The organism is Micromonospora sp. DT46 (genome assembly GCF_049841735.1).
GTDB lineage: Bacteria > Actinomycetota > Actinomycetes > Mycobacteriales > Micromonosporaceae > Micromonospora > Micromonospora reichwaldensis.
Genome location: NZ_JBNCKW010000003.1, coordinates 699,097 through 718,721, shown reverse-complemented (window position 1 = coordinate 718,721; position 19,625 = coordinate 699,097). Strand labels below are relative to the sequence as shown.

Here is a 19,625-nt window from a genome sequence, read left to right as displayed (position 1 = left end):
CCACATGAGCGAGCGGCACTCGACACTGCGGGAGCAACGACGGGCCGAGACGCAGCGCGTCATCCAGGCGCACGCGGTGCGGTTGTTCGTCGAGCGCGGGTACGACGGCACGACCGTGAACGACGTCGCAGCGGCCGCGGGCGTGTCTGCGATGACGGTGTACCGGCACTTCCCGACGAAGGAGGACCTCGTACTGGTCGATCAGAACGGCCCGCTGGTCGCCGAACGGATCGCCGCGACGCCGGCCGGGCAGCCCCTCGTGCGCCGCATCGGCAGCGCGCTCGTCGACTCGGCACGGACGCTGACCGCCGGCGACGACCGGCTCCTGCTGGCCCGCCTGCGGCTGATGATCTCGACGCCCGCGCTGCGCGCCCGGCACCTGGACAACCACTACGTGCTTCAACAAGCCATCGTGGAGGGCCTCGGGGACGAGGCCGCCGATCCGGAGACGGCCTTCCACGCCGCGGCGGCGGCCAGCGCCTGCCTGGCCGCCATGCACACCGCGCTGGTGCGGTGGGCGAAGGACGACGGGCGTACCGATCTGCCCGACCTGATCGCGGAGGCGTTCGCGGCAGCCTTCGGCGACATCACGCTCCGGCCGGAGTAACGACGCGGGAGGAGGGGCGCGTCGACCCCGCGGCCCACGGCGGGTGGCGGCGGCGGGACCCCGCGGCCACCCGCCGTGGGCGGGTCAGTGCCGCGGGATGTGGGCCACCCCGATGCGCTTGCGGAACACCCAGTACGTCCAGCCCTGGTAGGCCAGCACGATGGGGGTGAACACCACCGCCACCCAGGTCATGATCTTCAGGGTGTAGGGGGTGGAGGCGGCGTTGGTGGCGGTAAGCGTCCCGGCCGCGTCGAGCGTGGAGGGCAGCACGTTCGGGAAGAGCGCCGCGAAGAGCGTCGCCACGGCCAGCGCGATGGCCACGGCGGTGCCGGTGAACGCCCAGCCCTCGCGGCGGGCGCGGGCGGCGGTGAGGCCGCCGAGCAGGGCGAGGGCCGCGCCGACGGCGAGCACGACGGCGGCGGTGCTGGAGCGGATGTTCAGCGTCCAGGTCAGGAACGCCACCGCGAGCACGGCGGCGGCCGCGCCCACGCGTACCGCGAGGGCGGCGGCGCGCTCGCGGACCTCGCCGACGGTCTTCAGGGCGATGAACACGGCGCCGTGGGTGAGGAACAGGGCCGCGGTGGTCGCGCCGCCGAGGAGGGCGTACGGGTTGAGCAGGTCGACCAGGCCGCCGACGTACTCGTGGTCGGCGTCGAGCGGCACGCCGCGCAGGATGTTGGCGAACGCCACGCCCCACAGGATCGCCGGCACCACCGAGCCGACGAAGATGGCGGTGTCCCAGCGGCGTTTCCAGGACGCCTCGGGGCGCTTGTGGCGGTATTCGAAGGCGACGCCGCGGATGATCAGGGCGAGCAGGATCAGCAGCAGCGGCAGGTAGAAGCCGGAGAACAGGGTGGCGTACCACTCGGGGAACGCGGCGAACATGGCGCCGCCGGCGGTGATGAGCCAGACCTCGTTGCCGTCCCAGACGGGGCCGATGGTGTTGATCAGGACGCGGCGTTCCCGGTCGTCGCGGCCGAGTACGGGCAGCAGCATGCCGACGCCGAAGTCGAAGCCCTCGAGGATGAAGTACCCGGTGAACAGGACCGCGACGAGCAGGAACCAGATGGTGGTGAGTTCCACGGTTGTCTCCGGTGATCAGTAGGCGAACGCGAGCGGGCGCTCGGCGTCGTCGTGGGTGTCGTCGATGTCGGGGTCGGGGGTCAGGTCGGGTACGCCGGCCTTGGCGTAGCGCAGCAGCAGTTTGACCTCGACGACGGCGAGGGTGGCGTAGATGAGGGTGAAGGCGGTGAAGGAGGTGAGCACCTCGGTGAGCGAGACGCTGCGGGAGACGCCGTCGCGGGTGAGCATCTCGCCGAAGACGATCCAGGGCTGGCGGCCCATCTCCGTGAAGATCCAGCCGAAGGAGTTCGCGGCGAGGGGCAGCAGGGGCATGACCAGGCCGGCGCGCAGCAGCCACTTGCTGGTGGGGGTGCGGCCCTTGCGTTGGCTCCAGAGCACCAGCAGGGCGATGGCGGCGGCGGCCATCCCGAAGCCGATCATGAAGCGGAAGCTCCAGTAGGTGACCGGGATGATCGGGGTGTAGCTGCCGGCGCCGTACTGGGCGGCGTACTGGGCCTGCAGGTCGTTGATGCCCTGCACGGTGCCGTTGGGGTCGCCGGTGCCCAGCCAGGACAGCAGGTGCGGGATCTTGAGGGCGAACAGTTCGCGGCTGCCGTCGAGGCTGCCGACGGTGAGTACGGAGAACGAGGCGGGGCTCTCGGTGGTGTAGAGGCCCTCGGCGGCGGCCATCTTCATCGGCTGCACCTGGGTCATGATCTTGCCCTGGATGTCGCCGGTGATGGCGACGGCGGCGGCGGAGACCAGGGTGACCCAGGAGCCGAACTTCGCGGCGAAGCGGTAGGCGGGGGTGTCGGCGGAGTCGCGGTTGCGTACCAGGTGCCACATGGCGACGGCGACCAGCAGCGAGCCGGCCACCAGGAACGCGCCGGCGATGGTGTGCGGGAAGGTGATCATGGCGACCTTGTTGGTCAGTACGGCCACGAAGTCGGTGAGTTCGGCGCGGCCGGTGTCGGGGTTGATCCGGTAGCCGACCGGGTTCTGCATGAACGAGTTCGCCGCGAGGATGAAGTACGCGCTGAGGTTGCTGCCGATGGCGGCGGCCCAGATGCTGGCCAGGTGCAGCCGCTTGGGCAGCCGGTCCCAGCCGAAGATCCACAGGCCGATGAAGGTGGACTCCAGGAAGAACGCGACAAGCGCCTCGATCGCCAGGGGGGCGCCGAAGATGTCGCCGACGAAGCGGGAGTAGTCGCTCCAGTTCATGCCGAACTGGAACTCCTGCACGATGCCGGTCACCACGCCCATCGCGAAGTTGATCAGGAAGAGCTTGCCGTAGAACTTGGTGAGCTTCAGGTACTTCTCGTCGCCGGTGCGGTGCCACATCGTCTGGAGGATCGCCACCAGCACGGACAGGCCGATGGTCAGCGGCACGAAGAGAAAGTGGTAGACGGTGGTGACACCGAACTGCCAGCGGGCGACGTCCAACGCGTCCACCAGTAACCCCCAGGCTGTGCATACTACGGGACGTAGTAAATACTACTGCGCGTCGTAGACGAATCGGCAGGGGCGGGGGTCCCGAAGCGACCCGGGACCAATGACCCTGATCACCTCTGCCGGACGGCCCCGGCACTCCGCGGGGTGGCCGGCGCGTGCGACCATGCGCGCTGATGGACACCACCCGCCCGGCCTGGCAGCCACCGCTGATCTGGCGTGCCGCGCAGCTGCTCGCCCGCGTCGTCGTCGCGCTCCTGGCCCGCCTGGAGGTCAGCGGCGACGTGCCCGAGGCGCTGCGCCGGGGCCCGCTGATCCTGGCCGCCAACCACATCAGCCCATGCGACCCCGTCGTGCTCGCCGCCGCCTGCCGCGCCCGGGGCGTCGCCCCCCGGATCATGGCCACCGGCGGGCTGTTCCGCACCCCCGTCATCGGCGCCCTGATGCGCCACGCCGGGCACCTGCGGGTCGACCGGGGCACCGCCGCCGTCGGCCGCGCCCTCGACGACGCCGCCGCGGCGGTCTCCGGCGGCTCGGTGATCCTGGTCTACCCGGAGGGCCGCATCGGCCTCGACCCCGGCTTGTGGCCCGAACGCGGTAAGACCGGCACCGCCCGCCTCGCCCTGGCCTGCGGGGCGCCGGTCATCCCGGTCGCCCAGTGGGGCTCCCACGAGGTGGTGCCCTACCGCGCCCCGAAGGGGCTGCTGCGCGGCATCGCCCGCGCGGTGTGGCGCCGCCCGTTGCTGCGCGTGCACTTCGGCGAGCCCGTCGACCTGACCGACCTCGCCCACGGCGCGCCCGGCGTCGCCCGGCAGGCCACCGACCGGATCATCGACGCCATCACCGACGCCCTCCTGCCGCTGCGCCCCGACGAACCGGAGCGCCCCCGCCACGTCGACCCCGGCCGCCCGAGCGACACCAGCCGCGCGCACCGCCGGCACCGCTCGCCCGACTGACCCGCCGGACCGCCGGTCACCGCGCGCGCCGTCAGAGCGCCTGCGCCAGCCGCAGCAGCTCGCCGACCGCCGTCGCGACCGGCGTCACCGGAGCCGCCACCACCGCCAGCCGCTGCAACAACCCGGTGACCCGGCCCGGTTCGGCGTCCGGGCGGGTCAGCTCCGCACGCAACTGCGCGGCCGTCACCCGGGCCGGCTCCGACAGCTCGCCCCGGTGCCGGTCGAGCACCTCGAGCAACTGCCGGACCAGCGCCGTGGTGTCGACACCGGCGGGCGCGGTGGCCCACAGGCTGCCGCCGCTGGCGTACGCGCCCGGACCCACCGCCTGGTTGCCCACCTGGCTCACCCCGCCGGACTGCTGGATGCCGTAGTTGGTCGCCTCGGGCATGCCATTCCTCCCCTGCGATTCAGTCGTCACGCGGCCGGCGGCTGCGCGGCGGCGCCCCCTCGGTCTGCTGCTCGGCCCGGGCGCCCTGGCCCACCGCCTGGTTGCCGACCACACTCAGGCCGCCGGTCTGGATGACGCCCTGGTTGAGGATCGTCGTCTGCCGGTTGCGGAACTCGGCCGTGTCCACCCCACGGGCGTCCAGGAAGTCCATGATGGCGGCCAGCACGTGCCGCTCGACGACCTTCAGGTGCTTGGCGGCGTCGAGCACCTGGAAGTAGTTGTGGTACTCGGCGCCGGAGGCGACCTCCCGCACGCCGACCTGGGCACCGTAGTCGTAGCCCAGGTCCTCGCGGGCCAGTTGCCGCAGCCGCGCCTGACGCCGCCCGCGCGCGGCACCCCGCACCAGGTCCCGCAGCAGCCGCAGCGGCGCGCCCAGCGCGGTGGGCAGCAACCGCTCGGTGCCGGTGGCCAGCACCTGCGCGAGCTGACTCACCGGCAGCCACTCGGTCAGCCGGTCCACGTCGTGGTAGCCCTGCCGCGGCGGCTCCAGCACCGTGCGGGCGCACTCCAGATAGAGCACCTGGCCGTCGGTGGAGAAGTGCAGGAACGTGGAGGCGACGACCTCCCCGCCCCAGGACGGCACCAGGGCGCACAGGTAGTGCCGCGCCGCGCCCTGCGGTCGGCCGGCGACCTCGCGTACCTCGTCGTCGGACCACCGCTGGCGCGGCATCCGCTCCCGGTGCGGCAGCAACCGCGCGTCGCCGGTGAGCCGGTCGCCGCAGACGAACACCCGGTCCTCGAGCAGCAACCCCGCGAGCCGCTCCGGGGTGGGATCGCCGGCCTGGCCCAGCCGGACCGCCGCCAGCCGGGCCCGCACGTGGTCGATGAGCTCCACGACGGTGAACGGCGCGGGGGCGGACACGTCGCCCGTGGGGACGGTCCCGACCGGCCCGTGGGCGTCCGCCAGGATCGGCAGGGCGAACGACCACCCCGCCACCGGCGTGCCGTGCCCGACGAACGGGGTGTAGCCGCCGTAGACCGTCACGTTGCCGCCCTGGGCGCGGTCGACGGCGGCCAGCCGCTCGGCGTCGCGCGCCGGCAGCGATGCCACGTCGGGCGGCCCGGGCCGGAACCGGGCCCGGCGCAACCGGGTCACCAGCAGCCGCCGGGTGCCCAGCAGGTGCCCCACGAGCACCAGGTAGGCGACCAGGCCGGCCGGCAACGCCAGCCACGGCCGGCCGACGACCCAACCGGGCAGGCCCGCAGGGTCGTCGTCCGGCGTGGCCGCGCCGAGCTGGAAGACCAGCACGAGCGAGACCGTCGCGATCGCGATCATCGACAGGAACGGGCCCACCGGGCCGTTGCGGCCGGGCCGCAGCGGGGCCAGTGAGCTGCCCACCGCCATCGTGACCCCGACCAGCACCGTCGCCAGCGGGGCGAGCAGCACCGCCAGGCCGCCGACGACCAGCAGCCCGACGTCACGCAGACGACGCCGCCGGCGGGCGGACAGGCAGTGCCGCAGCACCGTGCCCAGGTCGAAGCCCACCGACGGGGCGACCGCGCGCAGGTCGTCGTCGAACACCTCGGCCAGCACCCGTTCGGTGAACGCGTCGTCGGTGTGGGCGGCCGCGCACAGGTAGCGGGTGGCCTCGCTGCCGGCGTCCGGGTGCGAGCGTGCCGACGGCGCCTCGTCGCGTGGGCCGCTGTGCTGCCGTACCACCATGTCAGCCACCTCCGTGCCGGGTCGCCGGGAATCTCCCACGGCGCGGCCCCGGCCCCCGTACCGCCGCCCAGGCCAGCAGGGCACCCACGACGAATCCGCAGTACAGCGCCCCGGAGATCGCGCCGAGCACCGTCGAGGTCAGGTCCACGCCGCGCAGCATGCCGCTGTCGGTGAGGACGTGCATCGTCACGCCGCCCACCGCCGCGAGCACCGCCGCCGTCACGCTCGCGCCGATCACCGCGAGCACCCGGTGCGTACGCCGCGGCGAGAACGCCGGGGTGGCCAGCCGACGCAGCAGCGCCACCGCGACCACGACGAACAGCACGGTGCGGGCGTTCTCCGCCAGCCACCAGGCGACATGGTCGGCCCGCAGCGGCCGCACGTCCCACCTCGGCCAGCCCAGCCCCGCCAGGGTCGCCTCGCCCAGCGCCCCCACCAGCCCCGGCAGCCCGTCGCCCCGGGGCAGTCGGTAGCGCCACTCGATGATCAGCCGGGCGGCCCACGGGTTACCGACCAGCAGGACCAGCCAGAGCAGTGGCCGGGCCTCCGGCGGGACGCGCCGGTGCGGGCGCTCCGGCGACGGCAGCGCGATACGGGCCGGCAGCGGGTCCAACGCCCGGGCCGCCACCCCGGGCGCGGGCGCCGGCGGCTGCTCGGCCCCTCCCGGCCGGGGAGGAGGCATCCATGGCATCACCCGGACATCTTCACCGCACCGCAGCGCGACACCGTCGTCACTGTCCGACATCCGCCAGCCGCGCGTCGGTGCGGCGGGCGACGCGGTGGCAACCGGGCGGCCACCCGGCGGCCAACGGGGCCGGGCATACTCCCCGCGTGACCCACGCCTACCTCGACGGCCCCGCACCGCTGGCCTTCGCCCACCGGGGCGGCGCCGCCGAGGGCGACGAGAACACCGCCGCGGCGTTCGCCCGGGCGATCGGGCTCGGCTACCGGTACGTCGAGACCGACGTGCACGGCACCGCCGACGGCGTCGCGGTGGTCTTCCACGACGCCACGCTGACCCGGGTCACGGGCGAGCCGGGGCGCATCGCCGACCTGCGCTGGGCCGACCTGGCCTCGGTACGCGTCGGCGGCGCCGCCGTGGTCCCCCGCCTCGACGAGGTCCTCGACGCCTGGCCACAGGTGCGGTTCAACATCGACGTCAAGGCCGACGGCGGCGTCGAGCCGACCGTGGCCACCGTCGCGCGCGTCGGGGCCGGCGACCGGGTGCTGCTGGCCTCGTTCAGCGACGCCCGGCTGGCCCGGCTGCGCGCCCTGACGCAGGGGCGCGTCGCCAGCAGCCTCGGCATGCGCGGGGTGGCCCGGCTGCGGATGGCGTCGCTGACCGGGCGGGCGCTGCGACTGCCCCCGTCGGTGGTTGCCGCGCAGGTGCCGGTGCGCTACGGGCGGGTGCCCGTGGTGGACCGCCGGTTCCTGCGCCACGCCCACCGACTCGGACTGCACGTGCATGTCTGGACGATCGACGAACCTGCCGAGATGCACGAGTTACTCGACCTCGGAGTGGATGGCATCATGACCGATCACGTCGGCGTGCTGCGCGACGTGTATCACAGCCGCGGTCACTGGGCCGCCTGAACCGTTCGAAGGACCCCGATGGCCGAGACCGTCACCCCCGCCGTGGGCGACACCCCCGCCCCGGCGAGCACCCGCCGCGAACGCAGCGGCTGGTACTTCTACGACTGGGCGATGTCCGCCTTCTCCACGACCGTCATCACCGTCTTCCTCGGCCCGTTCCTGACCACCGTCACCGAACTCGCGGCCGGCTGCGAACTCGGCGCCGACACCTGCGGCGGCTACGTGTACCCGCTGGGCATCAAGGTCGCCGCCGGCTCGTACTTCCCGTACCTGGTGTCGTTGTCGGTGTTCCTCACCGTGTTCGCGCTGCCGATCGTCGGCGCGATCGCCGACCGCTCGGCGCACAAGAAGCGGCTGCTCGCCGCCGCCGCCTTCATCGGCGCCGGCGCGACCGTCGGCATGCTCTTCGTCACCGGCGACCGGTACCTGCTCGGCGGGGCGCTGTTCATGGTCGCCAACATCGCCTTCGGCGCCGGTGTCGTGGTCTACAACTCGTTCCTGCCGCAGCTCGGCGGCCCCGACGACCGCGACGGCATCTCCAGCCGCGGCTGGGCGCTCGGCTACCTGGGCGGCGGCCTGCTGCTGGCGCTCAACCTCGTCGCGGTCAGCATGCTCGGCGAGGAGGGCAACCACCAGCGCACCCTCGACCTGGCCCGCTGGTCGATCGTGTCCGCCGGTGTGTGGTGGGCGGTGTTCACCCTGATCCCGCTGCGCTGGCTGCGCGAGCACCCCACGGCCGCCGCGCGGGCCGGCGGCAACCCGGTCACCGACGGGTTCCGGCAGCTCGGCCGCACCCTGCGCGAGATCAAGGCGTACCCGCTGACGCTGTTCTTCCTGCTGGCGTTCCTCGTCTACAACGACGGCATACAGACCGTCATCGCCCTGGCCAGCCAGTACGGCACCGAGGAGCTGAAGCTCGGGCAGAGCACCCTGATCGTCACCATCCTGCTGGTGCAGTTCCTGGCCTTCGGCGGCGCGCTGCTGCTCGGCGCCCTCGCCAAGCGCATCGGCGCCTGGAAGACCGTGCTGATCAGCCTGGTGCTGTGGACCGGGGTGATCCTCGGCGCGTTCCGGCTGCCCGCCGAGGCGCCGGTGCCGTTCATGGTTCTCGGCGCCGCCATCGGCCTGGTGCTCGGCGGCAGCCAGGCCCTGAGCCGGTCGCTGTTCAGCCAGCTCATCCCCGCCGGCAAGGAGGGCGAGTACTACGGCTTCTACGAGATCAGTGACAAGGGCACCAGCTGGCTCGGCCCGCTGGCCTTCGGCATCGTGTTCCAGCTCACCAACTCCTACCGGGTGGGCCTGGTCTCCCTGCTGATCTTCTTCGTCGTCGGGTTCCTGCTGCTGCTGGCCGTGCCGATCCGCCGGGCGATCGTCGCCGCCGGCAACACCCCGCCCCGGGTGCTCTGAGGAACGCGGGCCCGTCCGCACGGGCCGGATCAGCGGGCGTCGATCGGCTAGGCTGCCCGACCGTGACCGTCCACGCCACCGCCCCGACCTGCCTGGCGCGCCCGCCGCTGGGCCCCGACGACTCCCCCGCCGGGTGTGCCGCGGCGCGGGGCGTGGACGGGCGTCCGCTGCACGCGGCGGCGTTGAAGTTCTTCTGGGGGCCGATGGACTGCGGCAAGTCCACGATGGCGTTGCAGATGAACTACAACCACTCCCGGCAGGGCCGCCGCGGCCTCGTCACCACCCGCATCGACCGCTCGCTCGGCCCGCAGGTGACCACGCGCATCGGTCTGGCGCACGAGGCCGTCGAGGTCACCGACACGCTGGACCTGCGCACCCTGGTGCGCGACACCTGGGCCGAGGGCGTCCGCGTCGACTACCTGATCTGCGACGAGGCGTCGTTCTACAACCTGGAGCACGTCGAGCAGATGGCGGAGCTGGTCGACAGCTACGACGTCGACGTGTACGCGTTCGGGCTGGCCACCGACTTCCGCTCGTGCCTGTTCCCGGCCGCGCAGCGGCTGTTCGAACTGGCCGACGAGGTGGCCCGCATCCAGGTCGAGGTGCTCTGCTGGTGCGGCCGGGAGGGGCTGCTCAACGCCCGGGTGGTCGACGGCCGGGTGGTCCGCGAGGGCCTGCAGGTGGTCATCGGGGACACCGTGGACAGCGCCGAGGTGCGCTACCAGGTGCTCTGCCGCCGGCACTACCGCGCGGGCGAGCTCGGCCCCCGCCGCTGAGGAGTCAGTACGGGTCGCCGCACACCCGCCAGCCGCCGTCCTCGCGCACCACCGACAGCTTCCGCTCCTCGGTGAGGCCGCTGTCGCGGGTCAGCCGCACCGCCACCGTGCCGCGCGGGCTGCCGCCCCGGGTCGCCACCGACACGTCGACGATCTCGTAGCCGTTGACCAGCGGCGGGGTGCGCAGCCAGCTCGTGAACCCGATCGGGCTCCACCGGCTGCGCGCGTCGGCGCAGAGCCGGTCGTACGCGCCGTCGGTGTCGCCCGCCGCCACCGACCGCAGGAACCCGTCCGCGGTCTCCCGCACCGGGCCGCTGGCCTGCGTGACCACCTGCACGTTCCAGGCGCCCAGCCCGGCGACCCCGATGCAGCACAGCAGCACGGTCACGCCCGCGAACACCAACCCGGTACGCACCGGGCGGCTCCGACGGGCCGGCCGGCTCCACGGCTGCTCAGCGCCCACCCGTCGACCGTAGAGAACCGGTGGGCCCGCCCGCAGGAAAGTCGGCTCTGTCGTTCCCGTACCGGCCGGTCGGGTCGTGGTCGCCGTCGCCGCCGAGCACTGCCGGGGCCGGCTCCGCCGCGCGCGGTCACGGCTCGATGAGCCCGGCCCGGATGGCGTAGCGGGTCAGTTCCAGCCGGTCCCGGAGGCCGAGCTTCTGCAGCAGGTTGGCCCGGTGCCGCTCGACGGTCTTGACGCTGATGAACAGCAGGCGGGCGATCTCCTTGGAGGAGTGGCCCTCGGCGACGAGCTTGAGGATCTCCTCCTCGCGTTCGGTGATGGCCCTGGCCGGCACGCTCTCGCCCCGCGCGCTGCGTTCCAGGTAGGTGCGGATGAGGGCGTTGATGGCACCGGGATAGAGGAACGGTTCGTCGCGTACGGCGGCGCGGCAGGCCTCCACCAGGTCGCGGTCGGCGACGGACTTGAGCACGTAGCCGTTGGCGCCGACCTTGAGGGCCTCGAAGAAGTACTGCTCGTTGTCGTACATGGTCAGGATGAGGATGCGCAGGCCCGGTTGCTGCCGGGACAGCTCCCGGGCCGCCTGGAGGCCGGTCAGCCGCGGCATGGCGATGTCGAGGATGGCCAGGTCGGGACGCTCGGTCTGGGCCAGGGCGATGGCCTCCGCGCCGTCGCCGGCCTCCGCCACGACGGTCAGGTCCGGTTCGCTGTCGAGGATGAGGCGCACGCCACGGCGGACGAGGGCGTGGTCGTCGGCGAGCAGGATGCGGGTGGTCACGGCCGGCCCTCCCGGTCGCCGACCGGCACCCGCAGCCGCACCTCGGTGCCGCCGCCCGGGCCGGGTCCCACGCTGAGCTGGGCGCCGATGAGCAGGGCCCGCTCCCGCATGCCGCGTACGCCGGCGCCCTCGGCGGCGTCGCCGATGCCCCGGCCGTCGTCGCGGATCCGCAGCTGCACGTGGCCCGGTCGACGGGTCAGCGACAGCTCGACGGCGGCGGCCCGCGCGTGCCGGACGGTGTTGGTGAGCGCCTCCTGCGCCACCCGGTAGATCACCAGTTCGGCCTCGCCGTCGAGGGCGGGCAGGTCGGCGTCGAGGTGCTGGCGCACGGACAGGTCCGTGTGCCCGGTGACCTCCGTGACGAGCGCCTTGAGGGCACTGGTCAGGCCGAGCTCCTCCAGTACGCCGGGGCGCAGCCGGCGCGCGATGCGACGGATCTCGTCGAGGCTGTCGCGGGTGGTCTCCTGCACCTGGGCGAGTTGGGCGCGGACCGGTTCGGGCGCGTGCCGGGCAACCTGCTTGAGTTCGAGCAGGACCGCGGTCAGGGTCTGGCCGACCTCGTCGTGCAGTTCTTGGGCGACGCGCCGACGCTCGGCCTCCTGGGCGGACAGGGCGCTGGCCGCGCTGGTGGCCCGCTCCGCCTCCAGCCGGTCGATCATGGCGTTGAAGGCGCGGATCAGGTCCGCGATGCCGGCCTGCCCGGCCGGGACCGGGCGGGGCTCCGGCTGCAACAGGTCGATGGTGGTCATGGCCCGGGTCAGCCGGTGCAGCGGCGCGAGGCCGACGCGCAGCAGCGCGGCGTTGGCGACCAACATCGCGGCGAGGCCCACGGTCAGCACGAGGGCCTCGGTGAGCAGCACGGGGGTGGACACCGTGACCGGGCCGAGCAGCAGCAGCGTGGCGGCGACGAGTACGGCGGCGTTGAGCAGGAAGATCCGCCAGAACAGCGACACGACGGCACCTCCCCTCGCGGCCCGGCTCCGCCCGGCGCCGGCAGTTCCTTGCGGCCCGCCAGGGGCCAGGCCAGCCCGTCCCGCGGCGGTGATCACCCTCATCATGGTCAGCCTGTCGGCCCGGGTGCGTCCTGTAAATGCGTGCGCGCACCCATTATCCGCCGCGCCCGCGCCCGCGGCCGGGGTGGGACGCGGGCGCACCGCGCCGGGCAGCCGGCGCAGAGCCCTGCGGCAGCGCCGGCGGCAAATGGGTGTCAGCCCCGATGTCGACCCGGCCCGCTCCGATGACCATGGAGGCGAGCCGGGAGCCGCTGCGGCTCCGCTTCCTGCTGCCCGGCTCCACCTGTCGCCGCCCGCGCGGACGGCGCCCGTCACGCCGAGACCCCGGAGGATCTTGTGAACCGTCACCTGATGGTGGTCGAGCCCACACCACCGGAGACCGACACGCCCGCCTGCGCCTACCGGCCCACCAACGCCGAGAACGGCCCGCCGGGCGGATGCCTGTGAGCGCGCGGCCCGCCCCCGCCGCGATCGTCATCTCGCCGGTCGCCGTCGCCTTCACGATGTTCGTGACCACGGTGAACGCCCGGGTGTACGTGTGGCCGCGCTCCGTCGCGGCGTAGCCGGAACCCGCGGGCCAGGGGGCCGCCGTGGATCTCGGTGAGCTGTACGTGACGCTGGCCGTCGGCGCCGGCGTGGTCCTGGCCAGCGTCGGCGCGGCCCGGCTGGCCACCCGGCTGGGCATGCCGGTGTTGCTGGCGTACCTGGCCGTCGGCCTGCTGCTGGGCCAGGACCTGGCCGGCTTCCCGTTCGACGACGCGGCCCTGGCCCAGGCCCTGGGCCTGGCCGCGCTGGCGGTCATCCTGGTCGAGGGCGGCCTGACCACCAGGTTCAGCGACGTACGCGAGGTGCTGGCACCCGCGTCGGTGCTGGCCACCGTCGGCGTGTTCGTCAGCGTCGCCGTCACCGCCGCGGCGGCGTACCTGCTGCTAGACATCGGCTGGCAGATGGCGCTGCTGCTGGGAGCCGTCGTGTCGTCCACCGACGCCGCGGCGGTGTTCTCCGTGCTGCGGGCGGTGCCGCTGCCCCGGCGGCTGACGAGCCTGGTGGAGGCCGAGTCCGGACTCAACGACGCTCCCACGTTGATCCTGGTGCTCACCTTCAGCGCCGCCACCCTCGACGCGGTCGCGCCCCTGCCGCTGGTCGCCACGATGGCCTACCAGTTGGTCGCCGGGGGCGCGATCGGCGTGGTGACCGGCGCTACCGGCGTGTGGCTGCTGCGGCGGCTGACCCTGCCCACCTCCGGCCTGTACCCCATCGCGACGGTCGCCTGCGGGGTGCTGGCGTTCGCCGCCGCCGGCCTGGCCCAGACCAGCGGATTCCTGGCCGCGTACCTGGCCGGACTGGTGCTCGGCAACGCCGGCCTGCCGCACCGCCGGGCCACCCACTCGGTCGCCGAAGGGCTGGGCTGGATCGCTCAGATCGGCCTGTTCGTCATGCTCGGTCTGCTGGCCACGCCCAGCGAACTGCCCGCCGCGATCGTTCCCGCGATCGTGGTCGGTACGGCACTGCTGCTGCTCGCCCGGCCCGCCTCCGTGCTGGTGGCGCTGGCCGCGTTCCGGATTCCACTGCGCGAACAGGCGTTCCTGTCGTGGGCCGGACTGCGCGGTGCCGTGCCGATCGTGCTGGCCACCATCCCGGTCGTCGCCGGGGCGCCGGGCAGCGAACAGGTCTTCAACATCGTCTTCGTGCTCGTCGTGGTGTTCACCCTCATCCAGGCCCCGACCCTGCCCTGGCTGGCACGGCGGCTACGCCTCGACTCGCACGACCTGGGACCCGACCTGCAGATCGAGCTGGCGCCGCTGGACGCCATGGACGCCGACCTCATCCACGTCACCGTCGAACCCGGTTCCCGCCTGCACGGGGTCTACCTGCCCGAGCTGCGGCTGCCGCCGCCGGCGGCGACCACCCTCGTCGTGCGTGGCGACGACTCGTTCGTGCCCGATGAGCACACCCGGCTGCGCGTCGGCGACCAACTGGTCGTGCTCACCACCCCACCCGTACGCGACGCCACCGAACGGCGCCTGCGGGCCGTTTCCCGCGCCGGGCGGCTGGCCACCTGGTTCGGCGAGGCCGGCCATTTCGCTCCACCTGACAACAGGAGGCAATGATGCAGATAGAACGCATGCCGCTGCCCGGCATCGGGGTCGGATACACCCTGCACACCGGGGAAGGACAGATGATCGGGGTCGTCTGCCATCGCGGCGGCCGGCGCGACGTCGTCGTCTACGCCCCCGGCGACCCGGACACCGTGGAACGGTCCGTGACCCTCAGCCCGACCGAGGCGCAGGAGGTGGCCGAACTGCTGCACCCCATCGCCACCATCGACCACGTCACGCACCTGGAACGCCACCGGGAGGCGATCAGCGTCGTCGAGCTGCCGGTGACGGCCGCCTCGCCCTACGACGGCCGGACCCTGGCCGAGGCCGTCGCGCGCATCCACGGGGTGAGCGTCGTCGCCGTCGTCCGCGACGGGCGGACGGTCACCGCACCGGGGCTTGGGCACGTCCTCGCCCACGGCGACGTCCTGATCGTCGCCGGGGGCCAGCAGAGCATCGAGGCGCTGAGCCGGGCGCTGATCCACACGGACCCGTAGGCCGCTCCACACGCTCCCGCAGGCCGCGAGCACCGGCCGGTGGATGCCACATGGGCGCGGCATCCACCGGCCACCGGCAGCTCAGCCGCGGCGGCGGGCCCGGGCCGCCCAGATGGCGTACGCGGGATCGCGGTCGAGGTTGTGCCGGTCCCGGTCGTAGCGGCGGGTGGTGCGCGGATCGGCGTGGCCCATCGCGTCCTGCACGTCCTCCAGGGGCACGCCCTCGGCGCGGGCGGTGGTGGCGAACGCGTGCCGCAACGAGTGCGGCGAGAGCCTCGCCCAGGCCGGGATGCCGGCCGTGCGGGCCAGCCGGCGCACCAGCCGGAACATCGCGTGCCGGTCCAGCCTGGCCCCGCTGGCGGTGACCAGCAGCGGGCCGGTCAGCTCGTGCACCGCCACGCCCTGGGCGGCGGCCCGCTGGGCCAGGTACGCGTCGACGGCGTACGCGGTGCCGGGGGTCAGGGCGCGGCGGCGGGACCTGCCGCCCTTGCCGACGAACCGCACGCTGCGGTGGCCCCGTTCGGCGCCGAGGTCGGCCAGGTCGAGTGAGACCAGTTCCCCCACGCGCAGGCCGAGGTCGGCCAGCAACGCGATCGCGGCCCGGTTGCGGGCGGCGGTCGGTCCGGTGTCGGCCTCGGCGGCGGCGAGCAGCGCGTCGACCTCCTCGGGGGTGAGCCCGACGGTCGCGGAGTGGTCCCGGTCGATGCGGGGGCGGTCGGCGCCGGCGACCGGGTTGGCCTCGACCGCGCGCAGCTTGACCAGGAAGTCGTACCAGCTGGACAGGGCGGAGAGCCGGCGGGCGACGGTGGCGGGGGTCAGCGGCTTGCCGGTGCGCGCGCCGAGGGTGGCCTCCAGTGCCCGGCCGTACTCGTTGACGTGCAGGAAGTTGGCCTGCAACGGGTCCAGTTCGCGGGCCGCGCACCACGCGAGCCAGCCGGCGACGTCCCGCCGGTACGCGTCGCGGGTGTGCTCGGACAGCCGCCGGTTGCGCAGCCACGCCTCGGTGAAGTCGACGGGCCCCCCGGGCAGGGCCAGCGGGGTGGGCCGGCTTGGCCGCGCCGGAGCGTTCGGGGAGAACATGTGAAAAAGGTTCTCAGCTTCGGGTCGGGAACGGGAGGAGGCGCGCCCTACGCGATCGTGTTGGGCCGCCCGGTGGCGATGGCGCGGGCGGCCGGTGACGACAAAGGCGAGGGGCGGGCGGCCGCGCCGGCCGTCCCGCCCCTACCCGCCTGGATCAGGCGTTGATCTCCTTGCGCCCGTTGGCGGTGGCCGTGACGGTGACCCGGCGGGGCTTGGCCCGCTCCGCGACGGGGATCCGCAGGGTCAGCACGCCGTTGTCGTAGCCGGCCTCGAGCTTGTCGGTGTCGAGGGTGTCGCCGAGGAAGAGCCGCCGGGTGAAGGTGCCCATCGGGCGTTCGGCGGCGACGAGTTCGACGTGCTCGCCGGCGGGCCGCCGGCGCTCGGCGCGCACGGTCAGCACGTTGCGCTCGACGGTGCAGTCGATGCTGTCCGGGTCGACGCCCGGCAGGTCGAACGCCGCGTAGAACCAGTCGCCGTCGCGGTAGGCGTCCAGGGGCATGACCGCGGGGCGCGCGGCGGTGCCGAAGAACTGCTCGGTGATCCGGTCGATCTCACGGAACGGGTCGGTGCGCATCAACATGGCCTGCCTCCTCGGTTCTCCTGGCCGAAGGTCCTTGAGTTGAGCCGATGAGACTCAACTTCCTGTTCTTTATTTAGCGCGTTCCGGCCACGACGTCAACTCAGGACCTTCTCGAACCAGTGTTCGGCGTAGGCGCCGTCGTTGTACGCCGGGATCTCCCGGTAGCCGTGCCGGGCGTACAGGGCGCGGGCCTCCACCAGGTCGCCGCGGGTGTCCAGCCGGATCCGGTCGGCGCCGGCGGCCCGGGCCCGCTGCGCCACGGCGGCGAGCAGGGCCGCCCCGCCGCCGTGGCCGCGATGAGCGGGGCGCACGTACACCCGGGTCAGCTCCGCCCAGCCCGGCCGGTACCGCAGCCCCGCGCAGCCGGCCGGACGAGCGTCGCGGTACGCGAGCAGGAGGACCCCGGTGGGCGCGGCCAGGTCATCGCTCGGGTCGTCGGCCATCGCCGCCGCGACCTCACCCGGCCGGACCGGGCGAGCGTGGTAGCGGCGCACCATCTCCTCGAAGTACTCCTCGAGCAGGGTCGTCGCCTCGGGCCGGTCGGGACGGGTCGGCACCGTCGTCCAGTCTGTCGCGCTCACCCGTCGATCCTCGCCCTCGGGTCAACGGGATATCGCCGGCCGCGACGAGGGCGGGCTCGACGCCGGCGGTCAGTCGCCGACGCGCCAGTAGACGCCCTGCTCCCGGGCCAGCAACTGCTCGTCGACCAGGTAGCGGCGCAGCGCCACGTGGTCGGAGCCGCCGTCCTCGCACCAGCGCCGCAACACCTCGTCGACCGCCCGCTCCGGATAGCGCACCCCCGGCTCGAAGGACCTCGCCACGTGCGCCAGCACCACCCGCCGCCGGCCGCGCTGCGCCGGCAGGCCGGTCAGCCTGTCGTCGCGCACGAAGGTGCGCAGCACGCGGTCCGTGGAGTCGCCGGCCGGCCGGGGCGCCGCCGGCGTACGGGCCGCCTCCCGCAGCCGCCCGGCGTCGACCCGCAGGCCACCGTCGCCGCCGGCCACCAGGCCCGCGTCGACGAGCCGGCGGATCGCGGTGAGCACCTGCCGCGCCGACAGGCCCGTCCGGTCGGCCACCGCCGGGGCGTCGGCGCCGCCCAGCACGATCGCCGCGAAGACCTGCCGCCGTACGTCGTCGGCGAGTGCCCCCGCCAGAGCCTGCGCTGTCATGCCGGCCACCCTGCCAGCCGGCGTACGCGCACCGCACGTCAATTCCGCCCGCGTGGCTCGGTCACCGACGGATCAGCCCGCGGGCCCGGGCGACGGCGACGGCGGCGGTACGCGAGTCGACGTCGAGCTTGCCGTAGACGTGCACCAGGTGCGTCTTGACCGTGGCCTGGCTCAGGTGCAGCCGCCGGCTGATCTGCTGGTTGGACAGGCCGTCGGCGACGAGCTGCAGGACCTCTGTCTCGCGGCGACTCAACGCGGTGCCCGGGGCACGCACCCGACCCATGAGGCGACGGGCGACGGCCGGGGCGAGGGCGGAACGGCCGGCGGCGGCGGCGCGCACGGCCGCCGCGAGTTCCTCGGGCGGGGCGTCCTTGAGCAGGTAACCGATCGCACCGGCCTCCACGGCGGCGAGGATGTCGGCATCGGTGTCGTAGGTGGTCAGCACCAGCACGGCGGGGCCGCCGGGGCGGGCGGTGATGGCGGCGGTCGCCTCGGCGCCGTCCATCCCCGCGCCGAAGCGCAGATCCATGAGCACCACGTCGACCCGCTCCCCCTCGGCGAGGGCGACGGCCCGCTGCGCGGTCGCGGCCTCGGCGACCACCTCGAAGTCCGGCTCGGTGGCCAGGACGGCGCGCAGCCCGGCCCGTACGACCGGATGGTCGTCGGCCAGCAACAGGCGGATCGGACCGCTCACGCGCCCGCCTCCTCGGTGCCCGGGCGCGCGAAGCCGACGGCCAGCCGGGCGCCGCGCCCGGGCGCCGACTCCACGATCAGGTTGCCGCCCAGTTCCTCGGCCCGGGCCCGCATGGCGGCCAGCCCGAACCCGCCGTCGTCGTCCGGCCGGTCGCCGGCCGCGCTCACGTCGAAGCCACACCCGTCGTCGACCACGTCGAGGCCGACGTCGCGCGCGCCGTACCGCAGCGTCACGTCGGCGTGCTTCGCCCCGGCATGGCGCGCGGTGTTGGCCAACGCGGACTGCGCGATCCGCAGCAGCGCCACCTCCTGGCGGGTCGGCAGACGCACCGCCGTCCCGTCGACCCACAGGCGTACGGTCAGCCCGGACGCGGCGGCGGTCGCGTCACACAGCCGCCGCAGCGCCGCCGGCAGCGAAGCGCCGTCGAGGCCCGGCGGTGTCAGGGCGCGTACGAACCGGCGCGCCTCGACGAGGTTGTCCTGCGCGGTGCGGCGGGCCTGCTCGACGTGGCCCGCCGCCACGTCGAGCCGGTCGGGGAACCCACGCTGGGCGGCACGCAGCAGCAGTTGGATGCTCGACAACCCCTGGGCGAGGGTGTCGTGGATCTCGCGGGCCAGGCGTTCCCGCTCGGCGAGGACCCCGGCGGCGTGCTCGGCGGCGGCCAGTTCGGCACGGGTGGCGGTCAGCTGCTCGATCAACCGCCGGCGGCGCTCGCTCTCCCGGTACAGAGCCTGGTAGCCGAGGACCGTGCCCACCGACACCGCGGCGCCGATGGCGGGACCGATCACCGCGCCCGGCGTGAGCGCCCCCTGGTGGCCGGCGACACCGGCGACCGCCGCCACGGTCGTCGCCGCCACCGCCACGATCCCCCAGCGCACGGGCAGCAGGTGCAGATGCAGCAGGAACAGCGGAAACGCGAACCACACCCCGTCCGGGGTCAGGGCGAGCAGCACCAGCCACCCGCCGGTCAGCACCGCCAGCCAGGCCAGCGCGGCAGGTCGATGCCGGCGCACCAGCGGCAGCGCCGCCCCGACGGCGTAGACGACGGCCAGCGCCACGGCCGCGGCGAGCACGGCGGCACGCCGCGGGCCCGGCCCGGTGACGGCACGAATGGCCGCCACCGCGAGGAGGAGCCCGACCAGCAGGTGCAGGCAGACGCGCAGCACCCGCAGCGGACGAGCGAGCGATTCCGCGTTCACGATGCCTCCAGGCTAGGACGCCGACGGCCGCCGCCATCAACCAAAAGGTTGATCCCGACGTACGTAGTGCGACGCCCCGAAACCGATCGGCGGCG

Annotated in this window: 21 protein-coding genes; 7 read left to right on the top strand and 14 right to left on the bottom strand. The window is 73.9% G+C overall.

Going from position 1 to position 19,625, the window contains the following annotated elements; genetic code table 11:
* Positions 1–4 precede the first annotated feature (4 nt).
* A complete protein-coding gene (locus ACLQ20_RS11115; RefSeq protein WP_358118140.1) occupies positions 5–607 on the top strand; it encodes a TetR/AcrR family transcriptional regulator in 603 nt (200 codons plus the stop codon).
* A gap of 84 nt (positions 608–691) precedes the next feature.
* Here ACLQ20_RS11115 and cydB read toward each other — a convergent pair whose 3' ends face one another.
* Both cydB and ACLQ20_RS11105 read right to left on the bottom strand, forming a co-directional pair.
* Positions 692–1,690, bottom strand: coding sequence for a cytochrome d ubiquinol oxidase subunit II (gene cydB, locus ACLQ20_RS11110; RefSeq protein WP_358118138.1), 999 nt, complete (start codon positions 1,688–1,690; stop codon positions 692–694).
* 15 nt (positions 1,691–1,705) lie between these two features.
* Positions 1,706–3,121, bottom strand: a complete 1,416-nt coding sequence (locus ACLQ20_RS11105) for a cytochrome ubiquinol oxidase subunit I (protein WP_358118136.1) — start codon at positions 3,119–3,121, stop codon at positions 1,706–1,708.
* A 173-nt stretch (positions 3,122–3,294) separates the two neighbouring features.
* Between ACLQ20_RS11105 and ACLQ20_RS11100 the strand changes: the two genes are divergently transcribed.
* On the top strand, positions 3,295–4,074 hold the full coding sequence (locus tag ACLQ20_RS11100) for a lysophospholipid acyltransferase family protein (RefSeq protein ID WP_358118134.1): 780 nt from the start codon (positions 3,295–3,297) through the stop codon (positions 4,072–4,074).
* A gap of 31 nt (positions 4,075–4,105) precedes the next feature.
* Here ACLQ20_RS11100 and ACLQ20_RS11095 read toward each other — a convergent pair whose 3' ends face one another.
* From ACLQ20_RS11095 to ACLQ20_RS11085, 3 genes are read right to left on the bottom strand one after another with little or no spacing between them, the layout of a single operon-like run.
* Complete coding sequence (locus tag ACLQ20_RS11095; protein WP_358118132.1) at positions 4,106–4,462, bottom strand: hypothetical protein; 357 nt, start codon at positions 4,460–4,462, stop codon at positions 4,106–4,108.
* Between the two features lie 19 nt (positions 4,463–4,481).
* Positions 4,482–6,185 carry a hypothetical protein gene (locus ACLQ20_RS11090; protein ID WP_358118130.1) on the bottom strand — a complete coding sequence of 568 codons (1,704 nt, stop codon included), beginning with the start codon at positions 6,183–6,185 and terminating at the stop codon, positions 4,482–4,484.
* A gap of 1 nt (position 6,186) precedes the next feature.
* Complete coding sequence (locus tag ACLQ20_RS11085) at positions 6,187–6,867, bottom strand: hypothetical protein (protein ID WP_358118128.1); 681 nt, start codon at positions 6,865–6,867, stop codon at positions 6,187–6,189.
* Between the two features lie 149 nt (positions 6,868–7,016).
* Between ACLQ20_RS11085 and ACLQ20_RS11080 the strand changes: the two genes are divergently transcribed.
* The 3 genes from ACLQ20_RS11080 (at position 7,017) to ACLQ20_RS11070 (ending at position 9,961) form a co-directional block, all read left to right on the top strand.
* Positions 7,017–7,778 (top strand): glycerophosphodiester phosphodiesterase, encoded by a 762-nt coding sequence (locus ACLQ20_RS11080; RefSeq protein ID WP_357579352.1) that lies wholly within the window; start codon positions 7,017–7,019, stop codon positions 7,776–7,778.
* Positions 7,779–7,796: 18 nt separating this feature from the next.
* Positions 7,797–9,185 (top strand): MFS transporter, encoded by a 1,389-nt coding sequence (locus tag ACLQ20_RS11075; RefSeq protein WP_151453196.1) that lies wholly within the window; start codon positions 7,797–7,799, stop codon positions 9,183–9,185.
* Positions 9,186–9,247: 62 nt separating this feature from the next.
* Positions 9,248–9,961 (top strand): thymidine kinase, encoded by a 714-nt coding sequence (locus ACLQ20_RS11070; RefSeq protein ID WP_151453195.1) that lies wholly within the window; start codon positions 9,248–9,250, stop codon positions 9,959–9,961.
* A 4-nt stretch (positions 9,962–9,965) separates the two neighbouring features.
* On the opposite strand, the gene ACLQ20_RS11065 is transcribed toward ACLQ20_RS11070, so the two are convergent.
* From ACLQ20_RS11065 to ACLQ20_RS11055, 3 genes are all read right to left on the bottom strand, one after another.
* The gene (locus ACLQ20_RS11065) at positions 9,966–10,424 is read right to left on the bottom strand and encodes a hypothetical protein (RefSeq protein WP_151453194.1); all 459 of its coding nucleotides are present in this window, start codon (positions 10,422–10,424) and stop codon (positions 9,966–9,968) included.
* Between the two features lie 127 nt (positions 10,425–10,551).
* Positions 10,552–11,199: a response regulator gene (locus ACLQ20_RS11060; RefSeq protein ID WP_132237626.1), complete on the bottom strand. Its 648-nt coding sequence runs from the start codon at positions 11,197–11,199 to the stop codon at positions 10,552–10,554.
* Positions 11,196–12,152, bottom strand: a complete 957-nt coding sequence (locus ACLQ20_RS11055) for a HAMP domain-containing sensor histidine kinase (protein WP_327028333.1) — start codon at positions 12,150–12,152, stop codon at positions 11,196–11,198. The genes ACLQ20_RS11060 and ACLQ20_RS11055 overlap by 4 nt, the downstream gene beginning before the upstream one ends.
* Before the next feature lie 650 nt (positions 12,153–12,802).
* Here ACLQ20_RS11055 and ACLQ20_RS11050 point away from each other — a divergent pair.
* Together ACLQ20_RS11050 and ACLQ20_RS11045 are read left to right on the top strand one after the other, a co-directional pair.
* Entirely contained in the window at positions 12,803–14,323 is a 1,521-nt protein-coding gene (locus ACLQ20_RS11050) for a potassium/proton antiporter (protein WP_151453192.1), read from the top strand.
* Complete coding sequence (locus ACLQ20_RS11045; RefSeq protein WP_327028332.1) at positions 14,323–14,808, top strand: cation:proton antiporter regulatory subunit; 486 nt, start codon at positions 14,323–14,325, stop codon at positions 14,806–14,808. Before ACLQ20_RS11050 ends, ACLQ20_RS11045 begins: the two co-directional genes overlap by 1 nt.
* A gap of 81 nt (positions 14,809–14,889) precedes the next feature.
* Here ACLQ20_RS11045 and ACLQ20_RS11040 read toward each other — a convergent pair whose 3' ends face one another.
* From ACLQ20_RS11040 to ACLQ20_RS11015, 6 genes are all read right to left on the bottom strand, one after another.
* Positions 14,890–15,888 (bottom strand): tyrosine-type recombinase/integrase, encoded by a 999-nt coding sequence (locus tag ACLQ20_RS11040; RefSeq protein WP_151453190.1) that lies wholly within the window; start codon positions 15,886–15,888, stop codon positions 14,890–14,892.
* Positions 15,889–16,042: 154 nt separating this feature from the next.
* Positions 16,043–16,468, bottom strand: a complete 426-nt coding sequence (locus ACLQ20_RS11035) for an Hsp20/alpha crystallin family protein (RefSeq protein ID WP_151453189.1) — start codon at positions 16,466–16,468, stop codon at positions 16,043–16,045.
* A 95-nt stretch (positions 16,469–16,563) separates the two neighbouring features.
* On the bottom strand, positions 16,564–17,049 hold the full coding sequence (locus tag ACLQ20_RS11030) for a GNAT family N-acetyltransferase (protein ID WP_225851998.1): 486 nt from the start codon (positions 17,047–17,049) through the stop codon (positions 16,564–16,566).
* A gap of 69 nt (positions 17,050–17,118) precedes the next feature.
* Positions 17,119–17,637 (bottom strand): DUF2087 domain-containing protein, encoded by a 519-nt coding sequence (locus ACLQ20_RS11025; protein WP_151453188.1) that lies wholly within the window; start codon positions 17,635–17,637, stop codon positions 17,119–17,121.
* Between the two features lie 61 nt (positions 17,638–17,698).
* Complete coding sequence (locus ACLQ20_RS11020) at positions 17,699–18,331, bottom strand: response regulator transcription factor (protein ID WP_151453187.1); 633 nt, start codon at positions 18,329–18,331, stop codon at positions 17,699–17,701.
* Complete coding sequence (locus ACLQ20_RS11015) at positions 18,328–19,530, bottom strand: sensor histidine kinase (protein ID WP_425855292.1); 1,203 nt, start codon at positions 19,528–19,530, stop codon at positions 18,328–18,330. Before ACLQ20_RS11015 ends, ACLQ20_RS11020 begins: the two co-directional genes overlap by 4 nt.
* Positions 19,531–19,625: the final 95 nt, after the last annotated feature.

Excerpts from the sequence above, each read along its gene's own strand:
- ACLQ20_RS11100 (WP_358118134.1), top strand. The coding sequence starts at position 3,295 with ATGGACACCACCCGCCCGGCCTGGCAGCCACCGCTGATCTGGCGTGCC.
- ACLQ20_RS11095 (WP_358118132.1), bottom strand. The coding sequence starts at position 4,462 with ATGCCCGAGGCGACCAACTACGGCATCCAGCAGTCCGGCGGGGTGAGC.
- ACLQ20_RS11035 (WP_151453189.1), bottom strand. The coding sequence starts at position 16,468 with ATGTTGATGCGCACCGACCCGTTCCGTGAGATCGACCGGATCACCGAG.
- ACLQ20_RS11025 (WP_151453188.1), bottom strand. The coding sequence starts at position 17,637 with ATGACAGCGCAGGCTCTGGCGGGGGCACTCGCCGACGACGTACGGCGG.
- ACLQ20_RS11040 (WP_151453190.1), bottom strand. The coding sequence starts at position 15,888 with ATGTTCTCCCCGAACGCTCCGGCGCGGCCAAGCCGGCCCACCCCGCTG.
- ACLQ20_RS11090 (WP_358118130.1), bottom strand. The coding sequence starts at position 6,185 with ATGGTGGTACGGCAGCACAGCGGCCCACGCGACGAGGCGCCGTCGGCA.
- ACLQ20_RS11085 (WP_358118128.1), bottom strand. The coding sequence starts at position 6,867 with ATGCCTCCTCCCCGGCCGGGAGGGGCCGAGCAGCCGCCGGCGCCCGCG.
- ACLQ20_RS11045 (WP_327028332.1), top strand. The coding sequence starts at position 14,323 with ATGCAGATAGAACGCATGCCGCTGCCCGGCATCGGGGTCGGATACACC.
- ACLQ20_RS11075 (WP_151453196.1), top strand. The coding sequence starts at position 7,797 with ATGGCCGAGACCGTCACCCCCGCCGTGGGCGACACCCCCGCCCCGGCG.
- ACLQ20_RS11115 (WP_358118140.1), top strand. The coding sequence starts at position 5 with ATGAGCGAGCGGCACTCGACACTGCGGGAGCAACGACGGGCCGAGACG.